Source organism: Methylibium rhizosphaerae (genome assembly GCF_006386545.1).
GTDB lineage: Bacteria > Pseudomonadota > Gammaproteobacteria > Burkholderiales > Burkholderiaceae_C > Pseudorivibacter > Pseudorivibacter rhizosphaerae.
Window position 1 is genome coordinate 16,114 of sequence record NZ_SWAR01000002.1, and the last position, 24,813, is coordinate 40,926.

21 protein-coding genes and 1 pseudogene are annotated in these 24,813 nt (G+C 68.9%); 6 read left to right on the plus strand and 16 right to left on the minus strand.

Annotation, left to right across the window (positions count from 1 at the left end):
- Positions 1–4 precede the first annotated feature (4 nt).
- The 6 genes and pseudogenes from E8D38_RS01395 to E8D38_RS29450 all read left to right on the plus strand — a co-directional run.
- Entirely contained in the window at positions 5–628 is a 624-nt protein-coding gene (locus E8D38_RS01395; RefSeq protein WP_140625941.1) for a lysophospholipid acyltransferase family protein, read from the plus strand.
- Entirely contained in the window at positions 625–1,611 is a 987-nt protein-coding gene (locus E8D38_RS01400) for a phosphatidate cytidylyltransferase (protein ID WP_181178883.1), read from the plus strand. Before E8D38_RS01395 ends, E8D38_RS01400 begins: the two co-directional genes overlap by 4 nt.
- A 7-nt stretch (positions 1,612–1,618) precedes the next feature.
- Entirely contained in the window at positions 1,619–2,167 is a 549-nt protein-coding gene (gene ruvC / locus E8D38_RS01405; RefSeq protein ID WP_140625942.1) for a crossover junction endodeoxyribonuclease RuvC, read from the plus strand.
- A gap of 364 nt (positions 2,168–2,531) precedes the next feature.
- Entirely contained in the window at positions 2,532–3,926 is a 1,395-nt protein-coding gene (locus tag E8D38_RS01410; RefSeq protein WP_140625943.1) for an undecaprenyl-phosphate glucose phosphotransferase, read from the plus strand.
- A gap of 69 nt (positions 3,927–3,995) precedes the next feature.
- Complete coding sequence (locus E8D38_RS01415; protein WP_140625944.1) at positions 3,996–5,270, plus strand: porin family protein; 1,275 nt, start codon at positions 3,996–3,998, stop codon at positions 5,268–5,270.
- Between the two features lie 598 nt (positions 5,271–5,868).
- Positions 5,869–6,144 (plus strand): annotated as a pseudogene (locus E8D38_RS29450) (FxDxF family PEP-CTERM protein); the annotation flags it as partial.
- 103 nt (positions 6,145–6,247) lie between these two features.
- Here E8D38_RS29450 and E8D38_RS01425 read toward each other — a convergent pair.
- The 16 genes from E8D38_RS01425 to E8D38_RS01500 all read right to left on the minus strand — a co-directional run bounded on the left by E8D38_RS01425 (position 6,248) and on the right by E8D38_RS01500 (position 24,792).
- Entirely contained in the window at positions 6,248–7,396 is a 1,149-nt protein-coding gene (locus tag E8D38_RS01425) for a DUF1972 domain-containing protein (protein WP_140625946.1), read from the minus strand.
- Between the two features lie 11 nt (positions 7,397–7,407).
- On the minus strand, positions 7,408–8,664 hold the full coding sequence (locus E8D38_RS01430) for a glycosyltransferase family 4 protein (RefSeq protein WP_140625947.1): 1,257 nt from the start codon (positions 8,662–8,664) through the stop codon (positions 7,408–7,410).
- Positions 8,665–8,759: 95 nt separating this feature from the next.
- Positions 8,760–10,007: a glycosyltransferase family 4 protein gene (locus tag E8D38_RS01435; RefSeq protein ID WP_246099303.1), complete on the minus strand. Its 1,248-nt coding sequence runs from the start codon at positions 10,005–10,007 to the stop codon at positions 8,760–8,762.
- Positions 10,004–11,050 (minus strand): polysaccharide pyruvyl transferase family protein, encoded by a 1,047-nt coding sequence (locus E8D38_RS01440; RefSeq protein WP_181178884.1) that lies wholly within the window; start codon positions 11,048–11,050, stop codon positions 10,004–10,006. Before E8D38_RS01440 ends, E8D38_RS01435 begins: the two co-directional genes overlap by 4 nt.
- Before the next feature lie 38 nt (positions 11,051–11,088).
- The gene (locus tag E8D38_RS01445) at positions 11,089–13,668 is read right to left on the minus strand and encodes a beta-1,6-N-acetylglucosaminyltransferase (RefSeq protein ID WP_140625949.1); all 2,580 of its coding nucleotides are present in this window, start codon (positions 13,666–13,668) and stop codon (positions 11,089–11,091) included.
- Entirely contained in the window at positions 13,665–14,870 is a 1,206-nt protein-coding gene (locus E8D38_RS01450) for a glycosyltransferase family 4 protein (protein WP_140625950.1), read from the minus strand. The genes E8D38_RS01445 and E8D38_RS01450 overlap by 4 nt, the downstream gene beginning before the upstream one ends.
- Before the next feature lie 157 nt (positions 14,871–15,027).
- Complete coding sequence (locus tag E8D38_RS01455; protein ID WP_140625951.1) at positions 15,028–16,554, minus strand: hypothetical protein; 1,527 nt, start codon at positions 16,552–16,554, stop codon at positions 15,028–15,030.
- The gene (locus E8D38_RS01460) at positions 16,541–18,040 is read right to left on the minus strand and encodes a hypothetical protein (RefSeq protein ID WP_140625952.1); all 1,500 of its coding nucleotides are present in this window, start codon (positions 18,038–18,040) and stop codon (positions 16,541–16,543) included. Before E8D38_RS01460 ends, E8D38_RS01455 begins: the two co-directional genes overlap by 14 nt.
- The gene (gene epsI / locus E8D38_RS01465) at positions 18,040–18,738 is read right to left on the minus strand and encodes an exosortase-associated protein EpsI, B-type (protein WP_181178885.1); all 699 of its coding nucleotides are present in this window, start codon (positions 18,736–18,738) and stop codon (positions 18,040–18,042) included. Before epsI ends, E8D38_RS01460 begins: the two co-directional genes overlap by 1 nt.
- A complete protein-coding gene (gene xrtB / locus E8D38_RS01470; RefSeq protein WP_140625954.1) occupies positions 18,735–19,628 on the minus strand; it encodes an exosortase B in 894 nt (297 codons plus the stop codon). Before xrtB ends, epsI begins: the two co-directional genes overlap by 4 nt.
- 17 nt (positions 19,629–19,645) lie before the next feature.
- The gene (locus tag E8D38_RS01475; protein WP_140626168.1) at positions 19,646–20,593 is read right to left on the minus strand and encodes a polysaccharide biosynthesis tyrosine autokinase; all 948 of its coding nucleotides are present in this window, start codon (positions 20,591–20,593) and stop codon (positions 19,646–19,648) included.
- Positions 20,594–20,644: 51 nt separating this feature from the next.
- Positions 20,645–22,066, minus strand: a complete 1,422-nt coding sequence (epsF, locus tag E8D38_RS01480; protein ID WP_140625955.1) for a chain length determinant protein EpsF — start codon at positions 22,064–22,066, stop codon at positions 20,645–20,647.
- A 12-nt stretch (positions 22,067–22,078) separates the two neighbouring features.
- Positions 22,079–23,080: a polysaccharide export protein EpsE gene (gene epsE / locus E8D38_RS01485; RefSeq protein ID WP_140625956.1), complete on the minus strand. Its 1,002-nt coding sequence runs from the start codon at positions 23,078–23,080 to the stop codon at positions 22,079–22,081.
- A 100-nt stretch (positions 23,081–23,180) separates the two neighbouring features.
- Complete coding sequence (locus E8D38_RS01490; RefSeq protein ID WP_140625957.1) at positions 23,181–24,077, minus strand: EpsD family peptidyl-prolyl cis-trans isomerase; 897 nt, start codon at positions 24,075–24,077, stop codon at positions 23,181–23,183.
- Positions 24,078–24,386: 309 nt separating this feature from the next.
- The gene (locus E8D38_RS01495; protein WP_140625958.1) at positions 24,387–24,593 is read right to left on the minus strand and encodes a hypothetical protein; all 207 of its coding nucleotides are present in this window, start codon (positions 24,591–24,593) and stop codon (positions 24,387–24,389) included.
- A gap of 13 nt (positions 24,594–24,606) precedes the next feature.
- The gene (locus E8D38_RS01500; protein WP_140625959.1) at positions 24,607–24,792 is read right to left on the minus strand and encodes a hypothetical protein; all 186 of its coding nucleotides are present in this window, start codon (positions 24,790–24,792) and stop codon (positions 24,607–24,609) included.
- Positions 24,793–24,813: the final 21 nt, after the last annotated feature.

A 24,813-nucleotide genomic window follows, 5' to 3' on the forward strand; every position in this document is an offset into this window, starting at 1 on the left:
GCGGATGCTGACGCTCGCCGAATTCGCCGGCCTCGTACTCGCCTTCATCGCGCGCCTCATCACCGGCGCGCAGGGCCACTGGTACGGCAGCCCGCCGAAGGCGGAACAGCGCATCTACTTCGCCAACCACCAGAGCCACCTGGACTGGGTGCTGATCTGGGCGGCGCTGCCGCGCGACCTGCGCACGCTCACGCGGCCGATCGCGGCCAAGGACTACTGGACCGCCAGCCGCTTCAAGCACTGGCTCACCCGCGAGGTGTTCAACGCGGTCTACGTGAACCGCCAGCGCACCGACGACCAGGACCCGCTGGAGCCGCTGGTGGCCGCGCTGAAGAACGGCGACTCGCTGGTCATCTTTCCCGAGGGCACCCGCAGCAACAAGGGCGAGCCGCAGTCCTTCAAGAGCGGCCTGTACCACCTGGCCGAGCAGTTCCCGCAGGTGCAGCTGATCCCGGCCTGGATCGACAACGTGCAGCGCGTCATGCCCAAGGGCGAGGTGGTGCCGGTGCCGATCCTGTGCTCGGTGACCTTCGGCGCCCCGATGCAGCTGCAGCCGGGCGAGGACAAGCGGGCCTTCCTCGAGCGGGCGCGTGACGCGGTGACGGCGCTGCGCAAGGTGGCCGCATGAAGGCGATCTTCAAGGCGCTGCGCGAACTCTCGGTGGACCAGCAGGTCGGCCTGCTGTTCCTCATGCTGTTCGGCATCCTCGTCGTCGTCACCGCCACCGCCTTCCTGCTGTCGCTGCGCGGCGGCGGGCGCGACTTCTTCGACCGGCACGAACGCTTCAAGCGCGACCTGCGCGCGGTGTGGGTGAGCGCCACGCTGTTCTGGCTGGCCTGGGTGTCGGGCCCGGTGGGCGCCACGCTCCTCTTCGGCGCGTTCTCCTTCCTTGCGCTGCGCGAGTACATCACGCTGATGCACACCCGGCGCAGCGACCACCGCAGCCTGATCCTGGCGTTCTTCTTCGTGCTCCCGCTGCAGTACATCGTGGTGGCCAACCGCAACTTCGACCTGTTCAGCGTGTTCATCCCGGTCTACGTTTTCCTGGCCATTCCGGTGGTAAGCGCGCTGGCCGGCGACCCCGAGCGCTTCCTCGAGCGCAACGCGAAGATCCAGTGGGGCATCATGGTCTGCGTGTATGGCCTCTCCCATGCGCCGGCGCTGCTGCTGCTCGAGTTCCCGCGCTACGAAGGCCGCGGCGCCTTCCTGGTGTTCTTCCTGGTCTTCACCGTGGCCACCGCCCAGATCGTGCAGGAGGCCGCCAGCCGGCTGCTGCGGCGTCGGCCGGTGGCACGGCTCATCAGCCGCTCGTTCTCGATCCGCGCCTGGATGATCGGCTCGGTGGTCGGCGCGCTCAGCGGTGCGCTGCTGTACTGGATCACGCCGTTCAAGGTGGGGCAGGCGCTGTCGATGGCCTTCATCGCCGCAGCGGCCGGCACCCTGGGCGAATTCGTCATGAAGGCCCTCAAGCGCGATGCCGGCGTGCGCTACTGGGGCAACCGCTCGTCGGTGACCGGCGCGGTGGGCCTGCTCGACCGCGTGGCGCCGCTGTGTTTTGCCGCGCCGGTGTTCTTCCACTCGGTGCGCTGGTACTTCCAGCTCAGCCGCTGAACGCGCCATGCGCATCCTCGGTATCGATCCCGGCCTGCAGACCACGGGCTTTGGCGTCATCGAAGTGGAAGGGGCGCAGCTGCACTACGTGGCCAGCGGCACCATCAAGACCCGCGACGCAGCCCTCGGCGACCTGCCGGGGCGCCTGAAGATCATCTTCGAAGGGGTGTGCGAAGTGGTGCGCCGCTACGAACCGGTTGCGGCCTCGGTCGAGATCGTGTTCGTCAACGTCAACCCGCAGTCCACGCTGCTGCTCGGCCAGGCGCGCGGCGCGGCGCTCGCGGGGCTGGTGAGCTGCAGCCTGCCGGTGGCCGAATACACCGCGCTGCAGATGAAGAAGGCCATCGTCGGCCACGGCCATGCACGCAAGGAGCAGATCCAGCACATGGTGCAGCGCCTGCTGTCGCTGCCGGGCGAACCGGGCCGCGATGCGGCCGACGCACTCGGGCTGGCCATCACCCATGCGCATGCCGGCCGCTCCATGGCCGCGCTCGAAAGCGCAACGTCGCTGCAGCGCCGTACGCACGCCCAGTACCGCCGCGGCAGAACGCTCTGAGCGGCAGAAATTCTTTCGGCAACAAACGCCTCTCGAAGGTCGTTTTGCCATGCGCTCCTGCTCTTCCCGCATGAGTTGATGCGACCGCTGCCGCATTGACACCGCAAGTTACGGTGCTTGCATTGCGCACGCCTTCAACAAAGGAGTGCGGCTGCATACGATGCGCCGGTGCTCTCTGGACATGCAGCGCATGCCCCGCGTCCGGCGGCTGCCACGAAGTGTTGCTGCCGGTGAGCGCACCTCCCCCAAACCGCCGGCCCGGGCGTGAACATTGCGTAGCTCGCCCGTCCGTGGCAGCCGGCATGTCGCGACGCCGGGTATGAACATGACCGCGCATCTCGAACACAACCACCGATCTGCATTGATGCCCCAGGAACAGCGGAACACGCGCGTGTTCCTCAATGCGCCGCAGTCCACCGGCAGCTTCATCTCGGCCTTCCTGGAACCCGCGCTCATCATCGCCAGCTTCATCGCGGCCAGCATCGCCGGCGGTGCCCCGGTCGACCGCTCTGGCATCGCGATGTGCCTGCTGGTGTTCGCGCTGTCGTTCCCCGGCGTGAACCGCTTCAAGCAGAAACCGCTGAACGCCGCCATCGACGTGCTGCTGTCGTGGAGCACGCTGCTCACCATCCTCGCCCTGTGCGGCTATGCCACCGACAGCTTCAAGCTGTTCGACGAGCGGGTGCTCGTCGGCTGGGGCGTCGGCACGCCGCTGCTGCTGTACGCCGCGGCGATCGCCGGCGGCGCCTGGCTGCGCCGCGAAGCGCAGCAGCCCTCGGCGCGCCGTGCCGTCGCGGTGGTCGGAGGGGGCCCGCTCGGGGTGCGCGTGGCCGGTGCCCTGGCCAAGCAGCACGAGTTCGGCGTCGACTTCGCCGGCTACTTCGACGACCGCATCGACGACCGGCTCGCGCCCGAGGCGCGAAACAGGCGCCTGGGCTCGCTGAACGAGCTGCGCGACCACGTGCTGCGCCACGGCATCAAGGAGGTCTACATCACCTTGCCGCTCGGGTCGCAGCCGCGCATCGTGCAGCTGCTCGCCTCGCTGCAGGACACCACCGCGTCGCTGTACTTCGTGCCCGACGTCTTCGGCATCAGCATCGTGCAGGGCCGCCTGCAGGAAATCGACGGCGTACCGGTGGTCGGGCTGCTCGAAACCCCCTTCACCGGCGCCAACCGGCTGATCAAGCGCCTGTCCGACATCGTGCTGGCCAGCATCATCCTGGTGCTGATCTCGCCCATCCTGGCAGCGGTGGCCATCGGCGTGAAGCTCAGCTCCCCGGGGCCGGTCATCTTCAAGCAGAAGCGCAACGGCCTCGACGGCGGCGAGATCACCGTCTACAAGTTCCGCTCGATGCGCACGCAGGACAACGGCCCGGTGATCCAGCAGGCCACCAAGGGCGACCCGCGCGTCACGCCGTTCGGCGCCTTCATCCGCAAGACCTCGCTCGACGAGCTGCCGCAGTTCATCAACGTGCTGCAAGGCCGCATGAGCATCGTGGGGCCGCGCCCCCACGCGGTGGCACACAACGAGCAGTACCGCCGCATGATCAAGGCCTACATGGTGCGCCACAAGGTCAAGCCCGGCATCACCGGCTGGGCCCAGATCAACGGCCATCGCGGCGAAACCGACACCGTCGACAAGATGCAGGCGCGCGTGGCCTTCGACCTGGAATACCTCTCGAACTGGTCGCTCGCGCTGGACCTGCAGATCATCGCGCGCACGATCAAGCTCATGCTGTTCGACAGAAACGCCTACTGACGCAGGTCGCTCGTGGAGGGGCGACGTTCCTTGTTTGACCACGCGGCCCGAAAGAGCCGCCACAACATCATGAAAAGCGCTCGTCTCCCGCTTCCGCGGCGCCATGTCGCCGTTGCCTCCTGCCTCGCCTTCGCTGCCATCGGCAGCAACGCGCAGGACGAACCCAGCCCCTACTGGATCGGCGTGTCGCAGAGCTTCACGCACGACAGCAACGTGTTCCGCAGCGAGTCGGGCACGCCCAAGGCAGACGACTGGATCAGCAGTACCGGCCTGCTGGCGGGGCTCGACCAGCCGCTGGGCCGCGGCATGCTCAGCGTCGACCTGGCGGCCAACCACAACAAGTACAAGAACCTCGAGCAGCTCGACAACACCGACCACAACGCCAGCGTGAAGCTCGACTGGGCCAGCATCGAGCGCCTGTCGGGCGACGTCCGCGCCTACCACCGGCGCTCGCTGCAGCAGTACGAGCAGCAGGCCGGCAGTGGCGGGTCGTCGGCGCGATCGGCGGTCACGGTGCGCGGCGGTGCCGCGCAGCTGCGCCTGGGCGTGGTGACGCGCTGGACCCTCGAAGGCGGCGGCGCTTACGACGAGAGCGAACACCAGGCGCCGTTCGACAACCGCAACCTGCGCCAGTCGTCGGTCAACGCAGGCCTGCGATTCCGCCCCAGCGACCTCTTCAGCTGGCGCCTGGGCGCGCGGCACAGCGAAGGCAAGTACCCGCGCTTCATCGACCCCGGCAGCCTGCTGGTGGTGGGCGACGAGTTCAAGCGCGACGACGTGGACCTCACCACCACCTGGGCGCCCACCGGCAACAGCACCCTCAGCGCCCGCGTGGCCTATACGCGGGAAGATCACTCGGCGCTGTCACAGCGCTCGGCCAAGTTCTGGAGCGGGCTGCTCAACTACGACTGGAAGCTCACCGGCAAGACTTCGATGCGCTTCGCGCTCTCGCACGACAGCAACGCCGGCTCGGCCGACATCGACTACGGGCTGTACAGCGACCAGTCCAACGACACCCAGCGACGCACCACCGCACAGGCCTCGGTGCGCTGGGATGCGACCTCGAAGATCATGGTGTATTCGAGCCTCTCGCACAGCCGCCGCAAGATCGACGACGCGTTCTTCCTCACCTTCGAAGGACAGCCGCCGTCTCCGCAGTTCGCCAGCGGCAAGGACCGCACGACCACGGCCACGCTGGGCGCGAAGTACCAGTTCAGCCGCGGCCTGGGCTTCGCCTGTTCGGTCTCGCACGAGAAGCGCTCGGTCAGCGGCGACACCTCCGGCGTGAGCTATCCCTACGACTTCACCACCGGCGGCTGCAACGTCCAGTTCGTGCTGCGATGAACGACTGTTGCACGCGCGAATGCGGCAACTGTCTCCGATGAAACGGTGGGTAAGTGGTGCGGTTTTCATACAGCGTTCCAACACAGAATCTTCGCAGCTGACCTGCAGGGCGTGGCCCTGTGCAGCATGCACGCATGTGCAAGCGACACGACTTCCTCGTTGTTGTGCTCGACATGCCGGCGCCGATCGAGGTGTGCAAGAGCCCTAGTGGCGGTTGTTGCGCCAAGGCCAGGGGCCGGTATCCCCAGACAGCAACCAGGAAGAAGAAACGCCGTCTGGGCATGCAGCTTGCCGTTCAGACCGCCCCGTCATGTGGTTCGGCTTTGTCTCGTCCCCTCAATGTGTTTGCAACTTCGGGAGAAGTGAAATGAAGCAGAAGTTAGTAGCGAAGAAGCTGCTGCTGGCCGCGGGCGCCTCGGTGGCGATGCTCGCGGGCACATCGGCCCAGGCGCTCGACGTTCCCTGCCCGGTGGGCATCGGACTCGACCAGTGCTACGTGGGTGCGGTGTCCGGCAAGAAGCGCAACTTCAGCGACTGGACCATCGGCGATCTGTCGGTGGAAACCTTGTCGAACGTGCTGGGCAACTTCTTCACCCTGGGTCTCGACCTGAAGGAAGTGAAGATCTTCGACGAAACCAACACGTACACCGACACCAAGGTTGCCGACGGCGTGAGCTTCGACAACGTCGCTGAAGGCCTGTACACGGTGCGCATCTCCGGCCTCATCACCGGCCCGAAGGTCTATGGCCACCACTACGGTGCCTACGCCGGCGGCTTCAACGTGACGCCGGTGCCGGAACCTGAAACGTATGCGCTGCTGCTGGCAGGCCTGCTGGCCGTCGGCTACGTGGCACGCCGCCGCTCTCAGGTGTAAGCGCCCCGACTCCTCCACAAGAGGAAAGGCCCCCCGGGTGTTCCCTCCCCGGCGGGCCTTCTTGCTTTTCGGGCCTCGCGTACGCGGGCCTGGCGTGCGCGCTTCAGGCCTTGCGGTCGGCCACCACGCCGCTGCCCGCCTCCTGCGGCAGGTGCTGGAGCAACAGCGTCTCGTAGGCGCCGAGGATCTGCGGCCAGGTGAGGCCGTCCTCGAAACGCCGCACGCTGGCTGCGCGCATGCGCTCGAGCGCCGACGGGTCGGCCAGCACTTCGGTCAGCACGCGATCGAACGAGCCGGCGTTGCCGAAGTAGCGCGCACCTTCGCCCGCCACCCAGCGATTGAACCGGTTGTCATGCGCGATCACCGCGTTGCCGGCGCCCAGGGCCTCCACCAATGAAGGGTTGGTGCCGCCGACCTGGTGGCCGTGCACATAGGCCGCGCTGTGGAAGCGCAGGGCCTGCACCACCGGCTTGTCATAGATGGCGCCGAGGAACTTCACCTCGCTGCCGGCGGCTTCCTGCACCGCGCGGTGGTACGCGTTGTCGGCCGAGTAGTTGCCGAGCACCGCGAGCTGCAGGCCGCGCGGCCGCGCGGAAAAGCCCTGCACCACCTCGAGCAGCGAATTCTCCGGCTCCGGCCTTGCCACCAGCGTGAGGTAGCGGCCCGGCTCCAGCCCGCGCTCGCGCACCGGCAGCTCGGGCATGGACTCGATGCGGTCGGCCCCATAGGCGATGGTGGTGATCTTGTCGGCGCGCACCCGCGAGCTCAGGTGCACCTTGATCTGCGGGTGGTCGGCCACCAGGTGGTCGCCCAGCCAGCAGCCTGCCCAGTCGTTGAACCAGAACCAGGTCTTGGCCACCGGACCCCACTTGGCGCGCGACCACTCGATGCCGTCCATGTTGATGATGTTGGGCACGCCGCGCAGCCGCAGCAGCGCGCAGAAGACCGCGGTGTTGTAGCCCAGCGTGAGGCACAGGTCCCGGTGGTGCGAAGCATGCAGCGTGGCCTTCCAGTCGAACTGCACCGTGCCCTTGGGCCCCGTCGCGCGCACCGGGATGCGCACCCGCTCCACCCCGCGCCAGCGGTCTTCGAACATCGGGCCGGCGCCGTCTTCCTGGCAGTACACCACCACCCGCCAGCCGCGTTCCACCAGGTGCAGCGAGAGGTGCTCGGCAAAGGTTTCGAAGCCGCCATGGGCGGCCGGCACGCCGCGCGTGCCGAGGATGCGCAAGGTCTTCGGTCGGTCTGTCATCTGAGTCCAGGTCATGAAGGTTCGGCCAGCGCCACGCCCAGGGAGTCATACAGCTCCAGCGTGGCCCGCTGGTAGCGCGAACGGTTGAATTGTTCGGCCACGCGCGCTCGTGCTGCGCGGCCCATGCGGGCAAGGTCGGCATCGCCGGCGTGCTGCACCTGCGCCAGCCGCTGCGCGAGTTCGGCCTTCGAGCGGCTCTCGAAGACCCATCCGGTTTCGCCCTCGTCGATCAGTTCGGGAATGCCGCCGATGCGTGCGCCGATCACAGGCTTGCCGAGCGCCATGCTCTCTAGCACGCTCATCGGTGCGTTCTCGTACCACTCGGAAGGCAGCACCACCGCACGCGCGCCGCGCACCAGCTGGTGCAAGGGCTCGCCGCTGCGGTAGCCGAGGAACTCCACGTCGAGCCCCGGCAACGACGCCGACAGCGCCTTCAGCGCTGCCTCCTCCGGCCCCGTGCCCGCCACCTTGAGCGACACACCGGCCTCGTGCGCGGCCCGCAGCAGCGTGGCCACGCCCTTCTCGGGCGCCAGCCGGCCGAAGTAGAGGAAGTAGCGCCCCGGCTCGAAGCAAGGCTCGAAGGCGGCAGCATCCACATAGTTCGGGATGTAGGCGAAGCGCTCGCGCGGCCAGCCCCATTCGACGAACTTCTCGAGGAAGAAGCGGCTGGGCACGACCACCTTGTCGAGGTGCTTGCGATAGGTGTCGAGCAGCCGATGCAGCCCGCTTTCGGCCGCCACGACCGCACTCACGCCCACCGAGCCGCGCATGCATCGGTGGCGCAGCACGTTCAGCACGGAACCGTCGCGGCAGCGCTCGCACGGCCCGTCGTCCTGGAGCATGCGGTAGGCCGGGCAGAGCAGCTTGAGGTCGTGCGCGGTCATCACGACGGGCACGCCGGCCTGCTGCAGCGTGGGCAGGATGGACGGCGAATGGTGGTGGTAGATGCAATGCACATGGGCGATGTCGACCGGGTGCTCCGCCAGCAGCGCGCGCAGCTTGCGCTGCGCCTCGAACGAATAGATGACCTTGGTGGCCATCACGAGCTTGCGCGCCGGGCTGTAGTCGTGTCCGAATTCCAGTTCGTCGATGAAGTAACGCGACCAAGGCGTCTCGAAGTTCTTCGGGTGGTGCATCGCGAAGTAGGCGACGTTCCAGCCCAGCGATTCCATCAGCGCGGCATGTTCGAGGTACACCACGTCGGAGCCGCCTCGGCGGTAGTGGTAGGTGTTGACGTTGAGCAAGCGGGGGACGTTCAGGCGTTTCATCGCGACCCCGCCTGCCGGTCGCTACCGTGGGCGGGCCTCCTGCACGGGCGGTGGGCGGGGCGGCCTGCCGGCCCGTTGTAGCGGCAGACGCGGCGTCACGACACCACCCGCACGCCCAGCGAGGCGTAGAGGTTGAGCATCGCGTCGACATAGCCCGCGCGGTGGAAGCGTTGTTCCACGTGCCGCCGCGCGGCACGGCCCATCTCGATGAGTTGCGCATCGGAGGCCGCCATCGCGTTCTGCAAGCACTGCGCCAGATCAGGTACCGAACCGCTCTTGAAGATCCATCCTGTTTCACCTTCAACAATCAGTTCCGGAATGCCACCGATTCGCGCACCAATCACCGGCTTTCCGAGGGCCATGCTTTCCAGAACGCTCATGGGTGCGTTCTCGTACATCTCGGTCGGCAGCACGACCACCCGTGCACGGCGTACCGCTTCATGCAGCGCCTGGCCGCTCTGGTAGCCCAGGAACTGGGCCTTGCCCCCAAGCGATGCATTGAGTGCCTTGAAATCGGCCTCGTGTGCACCGGTCCCGAGCAGCTTGAGCGGCACGCGGGCCTCGTGCGCGGCACGCAGCAGGGTCGCCACGCCCTTCTCTTTGACGAGGCGTCCCAGGTAGAGGACGTGGTCGCCCGGCTCGTAGCGCGGCATGAAGCGCGGCGCGTCCACGTAGTTCGGGATGTAGACGAACCGGTCGCGCGGCCAGCCCCATTCGATGAACTTGTCGCGCAGGAACTGGCTGGGCACGACCACCTTGTCGAGGTGGCGCTGGTAGCTGTCGAGCCAGCGATGCACGCCGGCCTCGACCGCGACGATCGCGCTGGCCGCGAGCGAATCGCGCACGCAGCGGTGCCTCACCACGTTGAGCAGCGAGCCGTCGCGGCAGCGCTCGCACACCCCGGTGCGGTTGAGCATCTTGGCCGACGGGCAGATCATCTTGGTGTCGTGCGCCGTCATGACGACGGGCACGCCCGCCTGCTTGAGCGTCGACAGGATGGACGGCGAGTGATGGTGGTAGATGCAGTGCAGGTGAGCGATGTCGACCGGGTGGTCGGCCAGCAGCGAACGCAGCTTGCGCTGGGCCTCGAACGAATAGACGGCCTTGGTCGCCTTCACCGCCTTCTGCAGCAGCGAGTACTCGTGCCCGAACTCGATCTCTTCGATGAAGTACTTCGACCAGGGCGTGTCGAGGTTCTTCGGGTGCTGCATCGAGAAGAAGGCGCTGCGGAAACCCAGTTCCTCCATCAGCGCCGCATGGTCGAGGTACACCACGTCGGAGCCGCCGCGACGGTAGTGGTAGGTGTTGATGCTCAGCAGCGTGGGCATGTCGGCTCGTTTCATGCGCCGGCCCCTCCGGTGGCGGCGGCGGCATGCACCGGCGTGCCGGCGGCTTCGTCGGCCGGGCCCTGCGGCACCGGCCCGGCACGGCGCGCGCCGGCATTGAGCTCGACCAGCGGGCTGGCGTGCGTCCAGGCGGCGATGTAGCGGCTGTTCTTGCCATAGCTGTTGTCGTCGACACGGTGCGGCATGGCCAGCAGGCACGACAGGATGTGCGCATGCAGGCGGTCGCTCTCGACCCGCTCGTAGCGGGAGAACAGCGCCACGGCACGCTGCATGATGCGGTCGGCCCGCTGTTGCCACCAGTGCGCGAACCAGTTGCCGAACAGCCCCTGGGCGCCGAGCCGGCGGCCGGCCTGGGTGACGACGCGCTCGATCTGCCGCAGCGTGAAGCGCCAGCCCGGGCCGATGAGGTCGTCCCAGTCGAAGCTGCCGCTGGCTGCGCCGCTGCCGCCGGCGGCGGCCTCGCCGTCGCGGCGGCGCAGGTGCAGCACGCCCTGCCCCTGCTGGGTGCGGCGCAGTGGCCAGAGCTGGTGGGCCATGTCGGGCATCAGGTACACATGTTCGGTGAGCTGCTGCGCCACCAGGCGCGAATGCTCGTCACGCACGCAGATGTGCAGGTCGGGATGGCCGGCGCACACGGCCCTGCAACGCTCGAAAGCGGCCGGGTCCTCGAAGTGCAGGCTCTGCGGCATGACGACGATGCGGCAGTCCGGGCGCTTGGCGATGAGGTGCTCGCGAAACGCCTGGAACGGGCCGTAGATGTCGCCAAAGTTGCCGCCTCCGTGGAACACCAGCACGTCACCGCTGCGCGCCCAGCTGGCGTCGTAGTTGAAATACATCGCGCTGCGCGTCGGCGTGAGGCGGTGCGTCTCGAAGAACTTCAGCGTGCCGGCCATGATGAGCAGGTCGCCCACGTTGCCGTGCATGGGCACGTCGAGATAGTGAAGGGGGCGGCCGGACAGCAGCGGCAGCAGCGGCGCATGGGCAGCCTTGAGCCGCTCCATCAGGCGGGCATGGGCCTGGGCAGGGGTGATGTTCGACATGTCTTTCAGGTCGTTCGACTTCGGTGTATCGGCGAGGATCAGTTGACCGTTGCGGCCGCTTCGGCGCGAGGGGCAGCTTGCGATGGAAGCACCCGCCGCAGGAACTCGGTGCGCACGTCGTGGCCGGCCTCCAGCGGGAACTTGCGTGCGAAATGACGGCCCGAGGCCAGCACCCGCGGCAGGTCGGCGGCCGCCAGCGCATCCGGCCCGGTGCCGCAGCCGTCCCAGTAGAGGGCGTGGTTGCCGGGGCGCACCACCAGCGGCAGGCCGGCGGCCTGCGCGCAACTCACCAGCGTGTGCAGGTAGGCCTCGTCGGGGATGTGCGAGCGCTCGAAGTGGCGGGTGAGCCGCGGCAGCGCGTCGCGTGTGCGCAGCAGCCAGTCCACGCCGCGGCGGCTGGCGCCGAACCACTGGCTGCCGATGGCCAGGCGCTGCCCGCCCAGGCAGCGCAGCCGCTTGCGGTGCCGCCAGGCAATGGCCATCAGCACCTGGTAGCCGACCCATTGCCGCACACGCGCCACCGGGCCGTCAGCCACGCCGGCCAGCTGCAGGTTGATGTTGTTGACCTGCGCATGCCCGGCGCGCTGCCATGCCCAGACCGTGGCCAGCCGGGCGGCACGGCGCAGCCAGCCCGGCTCGGACAGGTAGCGCCAGCCGTGGCTGAGCAGCGACTGCGGCTCATCGAGCGGGCACATGTCGATCATGAAGTCGGGCTGCTCGCGCCGCAGGTGGCTTTCGAACTCGGCCACCGGACGCACCGGCAGGCAGCTTTCGGACAGCAGCTGGAAATGCGTGACCTCGCGGTCTTCGAGCGCCCGTTCCATCAGCCGCATGGTGGCCGCCACCAGCGACCAGTCGCCCCAGGCGGTGGACACCGGGTCGCGCAGCACGGTCACGTTGGGCTGCAGCGGCTGCAGCACCGGCACCTTGGTGAAGTCGTGGTGCACGTAGACGGGGTGGGGTGCGACCGCGCGCGCGATCTCGTCGATGAACTGCTCGGACTGCTTCGACGACAGCACGCCGAAGGCGATGCGCAACGGCCGCTGCTGCGCGCCGCCTGCAGGCGGGGTCGGCGGCGGCGCCACCGGCGGCAGGCCGCCACCCGGGCCGGCGCGACCGGCGAGGTCCTGCGCGAAGGCCCGCAGACTGGGCCCCAGCATGACCCAGGCGAGCAGCGTGAACACCAGCGCCACGAGCAATGCGGCAGCGGCCCAGTGCACACCGGCCATGCGCAGCAGCCAGCCGCCGGCCACCGAGACTGCGCCGGCCACCCCGACCAGCATGCTGCCGCGCCAGTCGTGCCGGTAGTCGTAGCCGCGCTGGCGCAGCCGCGAGACGACCCATCGGTTGCCGGCGATGAGGCCGCAGGCGTTGGCCACCGGAAAGGCCAGCGCGCCCAGCGCCGGCAGCAGCAGCACCGCACCCAGCACCGACGCCGCCACCAACGCATTCGACGGGATGAGGTCCTCGTAGCGCTCCACCGTCTGCACCAGCACCTCGATCTGCTGGCGCTGCGTTTCCAGCAACAGCACCACGCAAAGGCCCAGCAGCACCGCGAGCGACTCGCCGGCGTACTTGCCGCCCGAGATCACCGCCAGCGACTCGCGGCCGGCCACCGCCAGCACGGCCAGCACGCCGCCCACCAGCAGCACGTTGATGAGCACCACCTGGCTGCTGACCTCGGCAATGGCGGGGAAGCTGCGCTCGCGCGCCCAGCGCGCCACGATGACAGGCCGGATGAGCCCGACCATCAGCTGGGCCGGCAGGTAGCGCTTCAGGTATTCGTACAGCGACTGCGCGAAGCCGTAGTTCGCCACCGCGGGTGCGGACAGCATGTGGCCGGCCACCAGCCGGTTGGTGTTGCCGCCATACGGCAGGATCGCCAGGTGCTGCACATAGCCGGCCGCGGCAAACCGCACCATGGCCCGCAGGCGGCCCTGCATCCACCGGCCGTCGGCTGCGCTTTCGGTGGCGGCGGCCTTTTCGTACAGCACCTTCACCAGGCCGGCAGCCAGCACCAGCATGCAGGCGGCGTCGGCCGCGGCCTCGACGTAGATCACGTCGATGAGCGACACCTCGCCCCCGCGCTGCATCAGCCAGGCCATGCCCACCATCCGCAGCAGCGCCGCGAGCGAAAAGCCGGTCTGCGAAATGCCCTGGTGCAGGGTGGACTCGAGCACCTGCGAGAAGAAGTGCCCGGTCGAGCGCAGCACCACCACCGCCAGGAAGGCGCTCACCACCGCGCCGCCGCCGGCAATGCCCACCAGCTGCGCCAGGCCCGATGACGCACCATGCAGCACCACCGCCAGCAGCACCATCGCCACCGTGCGCATGCCGATGGCGCCCCAGACCAGCCGGCGCAGCGACAGGCGGTACTGCTTCTCGTAGAGCTCGGGCACGTAGCGCAGCAGCACATGCCCAAGGCCCAGGCCCGACAGCGCGGTGGCCAGTTCCACCAGCGCGACCAGCACGGTGTAGTCGGCAAAGGCCTGCAGTGACAGCGCACGCACCACCAGCACCATGGCCAGGAAGCCGCACACGGCCGAGACGCCCTTGCCCAGCAGGAAGTGCACGATGCCGCGCCGCACCCGCTCGCCGGAATAGCGGCTGCTGATCATCCGCGTGCCCCCACGATTTCGCGATAGCGCGCATGCACCTTGCGCGCGATGACGGTGTAGGTGCGGTGCGCGGCGACCCAGCCGGGCCCGCGCGCCGCCATGGCCTCGGCCTGCTCGGGATAGTCGAGCAGGCTGACGATGGCCTCGGCGAAGTGCTCGGCGCCCCACAAGGTGCAGACGCCGGCGCCGCTGTCGCGGATGATGGCCGACTGCTCCGGGTGGTCGTTGCACACCACCGGCCGGCCCAGCGCCATGTATTCGATGAGCTTGGTGGGCGAGGTGGAGGCGAGGATCTTGGTCGGATAGAACGGCGACAGGCACACCGATGCGCTGGCGGCGAGGTCCCAGGCCTGCTCGATGGGGACGAAACCGGTGAAGGTGACCGAATCAGCCAGCCCCATGCTGCGCACCAGCGACTCGAGCGCGAAGCGCTCGTCGGGCGTGTCGCCCTCGCCCACCATCACCAGCGTGGCCTGCGGACATCGCTGCTTCACCAGCGCGAAGGCCCGCACGATCTCGTCGAGCCGGCGCACGGCGGACAGCGTGCCGAGGTAGACGATGCGTTGCGGCACGATGTCCTGGTGCCGCTCGCGCGTCCACTCGAGCAGGCGCGGCGGCACACCCATCGGCACCGAGGTCATGCGCGCCAGCGGAATGCCGTAGTCGGCAAGGTCCTCGCGCATCTGCTCGCTCTGCACGAAGCAGTGGTCGGCCGCCGGCATGATCACGCGGTACAGCAGCCAGGCTGCCAGGCGCCCCTTGGTGCGCAGCAGCCAGCCCTTGAAGCCGGGGGTCTGCTCGCCCATCTCGACCGCGAACTCGGGATACGGGAACGAGCACCAGTAGACGAACTTCTTGCGGCTCGCCCTCGCCACCACCAGCGCCACCAGCGAGGCGAGGTACTTGTCGCGCACCTGGATCACGTCGAACTGCCCGGCGCCCGCGCGGGCGATGCCGGCCCAGTCGGCCAGCCAGTACGACAGGCGGTTCAGCCGCCGCCCCCACCAGGAGTTCCACGCCGCCGGCACATGGGCCACCTGGCCGAGGTAGCTGCGCCGCTCGCCGGCGCCGGCCTGCGCATCGCGCGCCATGTACCACTCGGTGTTCACGCCGAGGTCCTTGAGCGAATGCGCCACCAGCTCGGACAGGTCGACGCGATAGGCCGGGTAGCGGTCGTTGATGGAGTAGTACAGGCGGATCAAGAGAACGCTCTCCAAACGTCAGCGATATGCGTTGCGAGGAGAAGGCCTTCACGCACAGAGATGCGGAGCGGCCGCCGCGGAACCGGCTTTGCCGGGCCGCTGGGGGCGCCCCCTTGAGGGGGAGCGCTGAAAGCGCTACGGGGGTGGGCCATGTTCGTCAGGGCTCGACGATCGAGAACACGGAGCGCGGCGGGACACACCAGCTGCTGCGCTTGCGATCGGCTGCCACGCTCGCGGCCTGGGTCTGCATCTCGACCTTGCGCGGCTGCGCGGCGTCGTTGTCGATGCTGGTGTCCTCGGCGGTGATGAAACGCAGCTGGGCCCGCCCGGCCGCGCGCCGCTTCGCGCCTGCCCAGTCGATGTCGAGCGCCATCGGCTGCTGTGCCCGGTTGATGCCCAGCACGCTCACCCGGCCGTCGGCGCCGCGCATGGCCACCAGCCGCTGGTCGTATCCGCCGCCGTAGCGGGCCGCCTTGGTGGGCTGGTAGTCGAGCTTCACCACGTCGTCCAGATACGCGTCGCGCAGCACCCGCATGCCCCAGTAGATCGGCGAGGCGAACAGCTTGTTGCTGCCCGCATCGCGCCGCACCAGCTGCCAGGGGCCCTGGGTGGCCAGCGCATGCCAGTTGGCGGCGGCCACGCTGGTCATGGGCATCAGCGCGAGCATGAAGTCGGCGGTGGAGATGGCACCCCCAAGGCCGCTGGCCTGGTACCAGTTGTCCTGCCACTTGGCCTTGCTGCCCTTGGGCGGCTCGGCCGGCCAGCGCGCGTGTTCGGTCACGTACACCTGTGCGTCGGGCCGCATCGCCTTCCAGGTGTCGCCGAAGTTGCGCACGTAGCCGATGGCCGACGGCACGTCGATGCCGTCGTAGTAGGGGTGGATGGCAAAGCCCTGCACCCGCGGCGCGAGCGTGCGGGCCAGCTCCTTGTTGAAGGCGGCCGTGTCCTCGGCCTTCAGGCCCCACGGCGCGCTGCGGCCATGGGCCACCCACACCGCGTCGGGCAGCACCGTGTTCACCTCGGCGCGGGCCGCCTCGGCGCGCTCCACGTATTCGGCCGCGCCGATCTTGTAGGGCTCCCAGTCGAGCTCGTTGCCCAGTTCGAGCGCCATCACCCGGCAGCCCTTGCCGCCGGCGCAACCGAAGCCGGGCGTGCTCTTCACCACCTCGGCGAACTGCCGGCTCGGACCCTTGAGCCCGGCCGGCGGCAGCGGCTTCTTGTAGGGCCCCATCAGGTTGAGGGTGAGGATGGCGCGGCCGTCCACCGCCTGCACGAAGCGGGCGAATTCATCGGGCCCGAAGTCGGCCTTCGCATAGCGCTCGTAGTCGGCATGCAACGCGATACGCTTCTCGCGCGGTCCGCGGGTGGCCTCGCCCCAGTCGAACCAGTTCGACGGCGTGCCGCCGGGGTAGCGGTACAGCGCCCCCTTGAAAGGCTTGAGCAGCTCGATCAGCTCGGAGCGCACCTCGCCGTCGCCTTGCAGGTAGCCCATCTGGAAGTCGCGCCACGGCACGTTGAAGCCGAACAGCTCGCGCGGCGCATTGGCGCGCTGCACCTGGTCGGCCGACACGGTGGCGCGCAGCTTCAGCGCGTCGGGCTGCTCGCAGGCCTGGGGCCAGGCCGCAGTACAGCAGAGGGAGAGCGCGCAGGCGGCCAGCAGGCGCCCGGATTCAACGCAACGCATGGGCTTCCCTTTTCGCTTGCCAGGAGGCCACGCCGAACATGATGGCCGGGATGACGAAGAGCCGTGGGTCCTGGAAGGCCGGCGAGCTGATCGACAGCACCAGCGTGTAGAGCATCATCCCGGCCGCGGCCAGCCAGTAGCCGTGGGCCACGCCGTAACGCTCGCGCCGCGCGCGCGACACCGCATGGCACAGCAGCGCGAGGTAGCTCAGCAGCAGGAAGCCCGCGCCGGCGAAACCCATCTCGGCGATCGGGTTCGGCCAGTAGGTGTCCATCAGGAAGTCCTGTTTGCCGAACCACCAGTAATTGCGAAAGCCGAGTTCGTAGTACAGCGACGCGTCGAACTTCTCGGCGCCCGCGCCGGCATAGGTGCCGAGCCCGGAGCCCAGCGGAAAGTGCTGCTGGGCCACATGGAAGGCGCCCACGAACAGCTGGGCGCGCGGGATCTCGATGGCGGTGGTGGCCGGGCCCAGGCCCCAGTAGGCCATCTCGCGCTGGATGTTGTCGGCGAACACGAACACGAACGCGACCACCACCGGCGCGGCGACCAGCGCGACGATCATCAGGTTGCGCACCAGCTTGTCGGGCCGCGACAGCAGCACGATCACCGCCAGCGCGAGCGCGCAGGCCACCATTTCCTGGCGCTGCACCGAACACACGATGAGCAGGCCATACACCACGACCAGCCAGCCCCAGCGCGCGCCTTCGCCGCGCACCACGCTGCAGGTGCGGCCCATGCACAGCAGCGCAAACAGCGCCGAGATGCTGGCCAGGAAGGACGGATGCTCGAACAGGCCGATGGCACGCGAGGGCAGAAGCCCGGTCGGGTCGGCCGACGGCGAACCGGCGCCGCGGTACAGGAGCTGGAAGTAGGCGCCCGGCGCGGCCCATTCGAAGATCACGAACAGCAGCATCGGCAGCCAGGCCCACTTCACCACGCGCCACAGCCAGCGCTCGGTGCTGTCGTCCCAGCGCAGCGCGTAGCCCAGGCACACGAGCAGCAGCGGCTTCAGGTCGGAGAACAGCTGGTAGGCACCCGCCACCGGCCGCGTGCGGCCGGCCCACGACGACACCAGCGCCAGCACCAGGCTCACGCCGAAGGCCCACACCGCCAGCTTGAGCCAGCCGGACTGCCGCACGTCGGCCGCGAAACGGCCGATGCCGAGCACCGAGATGCCCAGCAGCGCGAGCTGCCACGGCCCGAACAGGCCGACGGCGGCGACCCGGGCCAGCATGGGCAGCCCCAGCAGGCCCGCCAGCACGATGCACAGCAGCCATTCGCGGCTGCCGTCGCCGCTGCGGTAGAGCAGCCAGGCGGCGGCCAGCAGCACGGCGCCGAGCGCGCCGAGGATGGCCAGCACCTGCCAGCCGAACAGCGTGGCGGCCGCCACTGCCAGCGCGAGCAGGCACAACACCAGCGCGTCGCGCAGCACCCACGACCAGCGCCAGCCGGAAAAAGGATTGCGCAGGCTGGAGAGTCCCTGCATCACCGGACTTCGCTCCCCATGAGGCGCCGGCGCACCGCGGTCGGCACGGCCGCCGCCAGCGCCCGCACGAACTCGTGCTGCACGCGGAATTCCTCTTCGAACTGGTCGCCGATGGTGGAGACGCGAAACACCAGGCCATCGGGCACCAGGCCCTGCAGGCCGTAGTGCATCTGCGCGAGCTTGCGTTGCAGCCCGCCGTCGGCCGCGCGCTCGCCCACGGTGGTCCAGTAGGTCAGCGGCTCGGGGCGCTGCGGTGCCTGGGTGATGAGGCGGCGCGCCGGGATGAGGTGGCCGTCGCCCACGTCGAGCGGCACATGCCGCACCTCGCGCACCTCGAAGCCCTGGGCCGGATAGCAGACGTCGGGCAGGTGCACCGACAGCGTGTCGCTCTGCTCGCGGCCGTAGGCGATCGAGAGCATCACCATGCGGCGTTCGGTGTCGCTCACGTAGCTGCGGCTGAGCAGCTCGGTGTAGAACTCGTCGAGCTTGGCCTGCGTCTGCGGATTGACGATGCCCCGCAGGCCGCCTTCGGCTGCCCGCCAGCGGCCGAAGCCCTTCGGCACGCTCTGCTCGAGCGCGATCGGCGGCCACAGCTCGGCCATGCGCCGGGTCGGCGTGAGCAGCGCGCCGGCCACCGAGGCGCTGCCCATCAGTGCCGAGGCCGCGGCCGCGCGCACCAGGAAGCTGCGCTTGTTCATGCCTGCACCCTGTGCCTGTTGCGCCATTGGAGTCCCAGGCGGATGAGCGAGTCCACGGCCACCGTGAGGAACAGCGCCACCACGAACAGCACGATGCCCGAGAAGCCGTGCAGGAAGCCCTGCCCGGCCTCGTCGCCCAGGTGGTAGGTCACCAGGCACAGCGTGATGACGCGCACCACGTTGGCCGAGAACGAGATGGGCACGATCAGCACCGCGAGCGTGACGTTGCGCGCCAGCGACTGGTGCTTGAACACGTTGAGGTACAGCAGACCCAGCGCCTCGAGCGCGAACAGCGTGTTGAGGCCGGCACAGGCATCGGCCACCAGCAGCTGGTACTGGCCCACCTGCAGGGTGACGCCGTTGCGCGCGATCGGGTAGCCCAGCAGGTGCAGCACCTGTTCGGCGACGACGGACACGCCCATCTTCATCGGCTGGGTGAGCGTGTCCACCACCACGCCGGGCAGCGGAATCAGGAAGAGCAGGAAGAACAGCGCGAAGGTCAGCGGCCGCAGGCCGGCCGGCCCCTTGAGCAGCAGCACGATGGCGATGAGCACCGGGATCATCGAGCCGATCTCGAACAGCAGCACGTCCTGCGAGCGGCCGAAGGCCTGCATCAGCACGGCCGGCACCAGCATCAGCCAGCCCAGCCACGGCATCGGCGCATCGGGCGTCTTCATCACGTCGGCCCAGCGGCGGGCGATGAGCCACACGGCCAGCGCGAAGACGATGGGGCCGTGGCCCTGCTGGTCGGTGGCCCACACGCCGTGGGCCAGGCGCCAGACGGTGGGGCCGTACAGGGCGATGAGGCCGGCGCCGGCCACCAGCCAGGGCAGGCTGGCCGCCTTGACCTCGGGCGCAAGCCGCGGCGAGAAGGAGGGGTTCAAGGCCATGTGGGAAACCAGCGACGTCAGTATTCGTTCATCACCACGCCGCCGAGCCGGGCCGGACTCTGGCCCAGCAGGCCGACGAATTCCTGCAGCATCGCGGCGCGGGTGCGGTCCTTGCGGGCGATGACGATGGCGGCGCCGCACTTGGCGGCGATGACGCCGGCGTCGGACCCGTGCACGGCGGCGGGCGTGTCGACCACGATGTGGTCGAACTTGTTCAGCAGCTCGCGCATCAGCAGGTTGAATGCGGGCCGCTCCACCAGTTCGAGCGGGTTGGGCGGCACCGTGCCCACCGGCATGACGAACAGGCTGGGCAGGTCGCGCACGTTGTGGATCACGTTGTGCGCCTCACGGCCCGACAGGATGCCGGAGAGGCCGTTGCCGTTGTCGATGTCGAACACCTGGTGCTGGCGCGGGTTGCGCATGTCGGCGTCGATCAGCAGCGTGCGCGCGCCCAGCTGGCTGAACGCCACCGCGGTGTTGGCCGCGAAATAGGTCTTGCCGTCGCCGCTGTCGGGGCTCACCACCGCGAGCGCGCGGCGCATCGGGTCCTGCCCGTTGAACAGGCGCATCATCAGCTGGCTGCGGATGGCGCGGAAGGCTTCGGCGCGCTGGCTGAACGGCTGGTTGGCGACCACCAGCTCCGGGTTCAGCTTCTGGCCGGTTTCAGCCGCATAGGGGTAGTGGAACTGCTGCGACAGCGCCCAGAGGACGTCCTCGGTGCTCACGAAGCCGAGCGTGACGGCGGCCTCGCCGAACTTGAGGTCGCGCTCGCGCTGCAGCGCGACCACCTTGCCGACCTGTTCGTCGGTCAGGTGGCGCAGCTGCCGCAGGATCTCGCCGATGGAGCGGTCCTGCACCACGCCGGATTCGGTGCGGGTCTGTGCGTCTTCGGTCTCCCCGCCGTGGTAGCCGAGCGCGGCGGGTCGTGCCGAGGCGGCGGAGGCGGAGGCGGCGGAGGCATGCATGTTGGGTTCTCGGCGCACGGTGTTGGCTCTTTCCGTTCTGGGAGCTCGCCGTCAGCGGCCCGGGCGCGGCAGCTGGCCCCACAGGCGCCGCTGCAGCAGGTTGGGTTGCTGGGGCGCGAGCAGGCTCCGGTGCGGCCGCAGCATCACGCCGATCACGGGCTGATCGAGCAGTTGCGTGAGCTGCTCGGGGCTGCGCACGCGACGGTCGATCAGTTCGCGCAGCAGCACGGTGGCCAGGGCCAGCAGCGTGCCGGCCACGGCCGCCAGCGCGGCATTGAGCTTCAGGCGCGGCGACGAATGCCGGGTCGGCTCGGACGCCTGGCTCAGCACCGACACGTTGGTGAGCTGGGTCTGGCTTTCGATGCTGGTCTGGGCCAGGCGCGCATGCACCGCGTCGTAGGCACGCTGGGCGTTTTCAACGTCGCGCTGCAACACCGACAGCTCGTCGCGCTGGCCCTTGAGCGACAGCACGCGTTCACGCTGCGCGTTGAGCATGGCCCGCACTTCGTTCTCGCGCTGGCGGTTGATGTCGGCGTTCAGCCCCACGCTCTTGCCCACCCGCGACATCTCGCTGCGCAGGCGCGCGCGCAGCTCGGCGATGGCCGCCTTGGCTTCCACCACCTGCGGGTGCGCATCGCCCAGCCGGGCGTTGAGCTGCTGCAGCGTGGTCTCCTGCCGCGCGAGGTCGGCCTTCAGGCTCGACACCAGCGGGTTGTTGATGACGTCACTCAGCTGGTCGAGGGACTTGCCGGCCTGGCCCTGCCGGCTGGTGCTTTCGGCCGAGATGGCCTGCAGCGCCACCAGCTGGGTGGACAGCTCGTTCAGGCGCGCGGTCTCGACGTCGAGCTGCTCGATGTTGCCGACGATGCCCTTTTCCTGCTGGTAGGCCGAGAGCTTCTTCTGCGCCTTCTCGAGCTCTTCGCGCAGCTGCTTGCCGCGCTGGTCGAACAGGCTGCTGTACTGGCGGGCCGGATCGACACGCAGCTCGACGCCGGTGTCCATGTAGGCCTGCACGAAGGCGTTGGCCATGGTGGCGCTGAACTTCGGGTCCGGCGACTTGTAGCCCACGCTGATGACGTTGCTCTCGCGCGAGGGCCGCACGTCGAGGTTCTTCTGCAGCAGCTCGGCGATCCACACGGTGAGGTCGCCGCGGCCTTCGGTCTCGTCCTGCCACTGCTGGCGCAGCACCGGGTCGAGCGTGAGCTTGAGCTCGCGCACCACCCGCTGCGCAACGCGGTCGCTTTGCAGGATGTCGACCTGGGTGGCCATGTAGGCCGGGGTGGCGGTGGCATTGAGCACCATGCCCTGGATGGGGTCCGGCGAGCGCACGTCGGCCACCACGGCCGCCACGGCGGTGTACTGCTTGGGCAGGATCAGGCTCACCGCCACCGCGACGGTGACGGTCAGCAGGAACACCACCAGCGCCGACACCCAGCGGGCACGCAGCACGGAAAGGAACTGACTGAAGGTCATGGCGGCTCCGGATCAGAAAAGGCTCTCGCGGACGTAAATCACGTCGGAGTCGCGCAGGGTCGAGTCCATGGTGGGCTGCAGCACCTGCACATTGCCGTCGGGTCCGCGGCGGTGCAGCTTCAGCCCCTTGGCGGTGCCGCGCTGCGTGAGGCCGCCGCCTGCGGCCAGCGCCTGCATCACGGTCATGTTGCGTTCGAGGCGCAGCGCGCCGGGCCGCTGCACTTCGCCGTAGATGTAGAACACCGGCATGCGGTCGACGTAGACCACGTCGCCGTTGAGCACGATGGGGTCGGCCGACGGCGCAGTGGCGCCGAACAGGTTGGGCAGGTCCACCTCGACGCGGAAGGGCTTGCCGTCGCGCTGGCCGGAGAGGGTGGCGACGTCGCTGCCGTTGGGCGCCACGCCGCCTGCCAGGGCCACGAGTTCGGACAGGCGCAGGCCGGTCACCTCGATCGGATAGCGGCCCGGCTTGTTGACCATGCCCAGGACCGACGCCTGGTGGCCGCGCACCTGCATGACCATCACACTCACCTGCGGCTGCTTGACGAAATTGCCCTGGCGCAGGCCGTCGGCGATCGCCTTTTCGGCCGACACGACCGACATGCCACCCAGGCGGACCTGGCCGAGCAGCGGGTAGCTGATCGACCCCGTCTCGGAGACACGGGCTTCCAGGGTCAGCTCGGGGTTCTGGAAGACGTTGACGCGAACCACGTCGCCGGGGCCGAGCACGTAGTCGCGCTGGGCCTGCACCGGTGCCTGCGCCGCAGCGGCGGCAGCCTGTGCGCGGGCCGCAGCGGGCGCGGGGCCGCCGGGCGCCACCGCGGTGGTCACGGCCGCCGGCAGGCGGTTGGCCGAGGACACCGCGGCAGCCGTGGTGGCAGTGCCGGACGACGACACCGCCGGCGAGGCCGCGGGCGTGGCGACCTCCGGTCCGCTCGGCGCGCTGCCGCAGGCCGACAGGGCGAACGACAGCAACAGGGCCAGCAAGTTGGCAAGGGTGGCGCGAGGATCCATGGTCTTCAACAAGGGCAAGTGACGACAGTGGAAGCACGCACGCAGCGCAACGGGCGATGCGCGGGGCGCGTGTTTCCTTCCGGTGGACGGCCGCGTGCGTCTAGTTCGCGGTCGGTGAAGAGGCGGCGTCGGCCGGCGCCTGTGCGAAGGCGCCGACGTATTCGATCTGTGCCTTGGCGCGTAGCGCCTTCAGGTCCTGCTCGAAGACCTGCCGCTTGCGTTCGTTGACGAGGAAGCGCTCGATGCGGGGCGCGGCGGCGGCTTCGTCGAGCGGCGCGGGGCGGGCCTCGACGAGGTACACCACCTTGGCGCCGCCGGGCGCGGTGAGCACGAGCGACTGGCCCGGACCCAGGCTGGCCACCCGGTCGACCACCGCCATCGGCAGCGACTCGGGGGCGGTGGAGCTCTGGCGCACCTCGTGCCGCAGGCCGGCCGCGCGCAGCTGGGCCGAAAGCTCCTCGGCGTTGCGAGCCGTGGCGAGCTTGGACTGCAGCTGCTGGATCTGCTGCGGCGTAGCCTCGATGTTCACTTCACGCAGGTCGTAGATGCGGCGCTGGGCGAACAGCAGCGGCTTGGCCGCGTAGTACTGGCGGATCTCCTGGGCGGTGGGCTTGGAGATGCTGGAGCTCATGCGTTCGAGGTAGGCCCGCGCGACGATCTCGCGGCGGGCAGCGTCGACCGCCTGCATGACCTGCGGGTCGCGGTCGATCTTGAGTTCCTCGGCCTTCTGGAGCGCGAGCTGCTGGTCGATCAGGCGCTCCACGGCCTCCTGGCTGAGCTGCTGCTCCTGGCCCGGAGCCACCGAGCCCTGCCGCTGCAGCATGAAATTGACCTGGTGCACCGAGATCTCGTCCTTGTTGACCTTGGCCGCCACCTGGGTGGCGGTCTTGTCGGACTTCGCGCCGCAGGCTGCCAGCAGCAGCACGAGCGCCACACCACAGACGGATCGACCGATGCGCGACGGCGCAGGCCAGCGAGAGATAGACGGCGTTTGCATGAGAGCGGTACTCCACAAGTCCGGCTGTTCACGTGCCGATGAGGCACCGCCGGTTCGAGCGTGACACCCCGGACAGCGCGCGGGAGCGCACGACCGGGGACTCGGGTTCTCACTGAGTCTAGTGACGCGACTTGTGAACTACTGCGCTGTCGGCGCAGAGGAAACCGTTGTTGCAGGGCGCTTACGAGGGCTGCTTCCAGGCACGCGATGTGCCGGTCCCGTCTTCTGCAAATCTTGCAATGGACGCGTCAAAACGGCCGCGCGACCGTGCGCCGCTAACGTTTGCTCACGTCTTGAGGGTCGCCGGACCTACTCGCCCAGCAGCGCGCCGATGAGGTGGCGAAAGATGGCGATGTTGAAGGTGGCCAGCACCACCACCAGGGCCCAGCGAAACCAGGCCCGGGCGCGGCGATACCAATCGCGGTCGTCGGTGATCAGGTTGACGACGAAGCACAAGCCCGACACCAGCAGCGTGAGGCTCAGCAGCACGATCGCTGCCCAGTAGACGATGGTCATGTCAGCCCCTGCCTCACACCATGATGGCCAGGCGCTCGAGGATGAGCACCGCGAAAAAGCCCAGCGCGGCCAGCACCGTCCACTTGACGATGACGAGCCCGCGCCGCCGCCACACCGCCTGGCCGGTGCCGATGTACATCGCAAAGCAGAGCACGCCCGCCAGCAACAGCAGCAGGACGATCCAGCGGAAGATCAGCATGTCGGCCGAGCCCTTGCACGA

What these genes read in the sequence shown, in the direction of transcription:
- E8D38_RS01395 (WP_140625941.1), top strand. Translation starts at nt 5, where the DNA reads ATGCTGACGCTCGCCGAATTCGCCGGCCTCGTACTCGCCTTCATCGCG.
- E8D38_RS01400 (WP_181178883.1), top strand. Translation starts at nt 625, where the DNA reads ATGAAGGCGATCTTCAAGGCGCTGCGCGAACTCTCGGTGGACCAGCAG.
- ruvC (WP_140625942.1), top strand. Translation starts at nt 1,619, where the DNA reads ATGCGCATCCTCGGTATCGATCCCGGCCTGCAGACCACGGGCTTTGGC.
- E8D38_RS01410 (WP_140625943.1), top strand. Translation starts at nt 2,532, where the DNA reads ATGCCCCAGGAACAGCGGAACACGCGCGTGTTCCTCAATGCGCCGCAG.
- E8D38_RS01415 (WP_140625944.1), top strand. Translation starts at nt 3,996, where the DNA reads ATGAAAAGCGCTCGTCTCCCGCTTCCGCGGCGCCATGTCGCCGTTGCC.
- E8D38_RS01425 (WP_140625946.1), bottom strand. Translation starts at nt 7,396, where the DNA reads ATGACAGACCGACCGAAGACCTTGCGCATCCTCGGCACGCGCGGCGTG.
- E8D38_RS01430 (WP_140625947.1), bottom strand. Translation starts at nt 8,664, where the DNA reads ATGAAACGCCTGAACGTCCCCCGCTTGCTCAACGTCAACACCTACCAC.
- E8D38_RS01435 (WP_246099303.1), bottom strand. Translation starts at nt 10,007, where the DNA reads ATGAAACGAGCCGACATGCCCACGCTGCTGAGCATCAACACCTACCAC.
- E8D38_RS01440 (WP_181178884.1), bottom strand. Translation starts at nt 11,050, where the DNA reads ATGTCGAACATCACCCCTGCCCAGGCCCATGCCCGCCTGATGGAGCGG.
- E8D38_RS01445 (WP_140625949.1), bottom strand. Translation starts at nt 13,668, where the DNA reads ATGATCAGCAGCCGCTATTCCGGCGAGCGGGTGCGGCGCGGCATCGTG.
- E8D38_RS01455 (WP_140625951.1), bottom strand. Translation starts at nt 16,554, where the DNA reads ATGCGTTGCGTTGAATCCGGGCGCCTGCTGGCCGCCTGCGCGCTCTCC.
- E8D38_RS01460 (WP_140625952.1), bottom strand. Translation starts at nt 18,040, where the DNA reads ATGCAGGGACTCTCCAGCCTGCGCAATCCTTTTTCCGGCTGGCGCTGG.
- epsI (WP_181178885.1), bottom strand. Translation starts at nt 18,738, where the DNA reads ATGAACAAGCGCAGCTTCCTGGTGCGCGCGGCCGCGGCCTCGGCACTG.
- xrtB (WP_140625954.1), bottom strand. Translation starts at nt 19,628, where the DNA reads ATGGCCTTGAACCCCTCCTTCTCGCCGCGGCTTGCGCCCGAGGTCAAG.
- E8D38_RS01475 (WP_140626168.1), bottom strand. Translation starts at nt 20,593, where the DNA reads ATGCATGCCTCCGCCGCCTCCGCCTCCGCCGCCTCGGCACGACCCGCC.
- epsF (WP_140625955.1), bottom strand. Translation starts at nt 22,066, where the DNA reads ATGACCTTCAGTCAGTTCCTTTCCGTGCTGCGTGCCCGCTGGGTGTCG.
- epsE (WP_140625956.1), bottom strand. Translation starts at nt 23,080, where the DNA reads ATGGATCCTCGCGCCACCCTTGCCAACTTGCTGGCCCTGTTGCTGTCG.
- E8D38_RS01490 (WP_140625957.1), bottom strand. Translation starts at nt 24,077, where the DNA reads ATGCAAACGCCGTCTATCTCTCGCTGGCCTGCGCCGTCGCGCATCGGT.
- E8D38_RS01495 (WP_140625958.1), bottom strand. Translation starts at nt 24,593, where the DNA reads ATGACCATCGTCTACTGGGCAGCGATCGTGCTGCTGAGCCTCACGCTG.
- E8D38_RS01500 (WP_140625959.1), bottom strand. Translation starts at nt 24,792, where the DNA reads ATGCTGATCTTCCGCTGGATCGTCCTGCTGCTGTTGCTGGCGGGCGTG.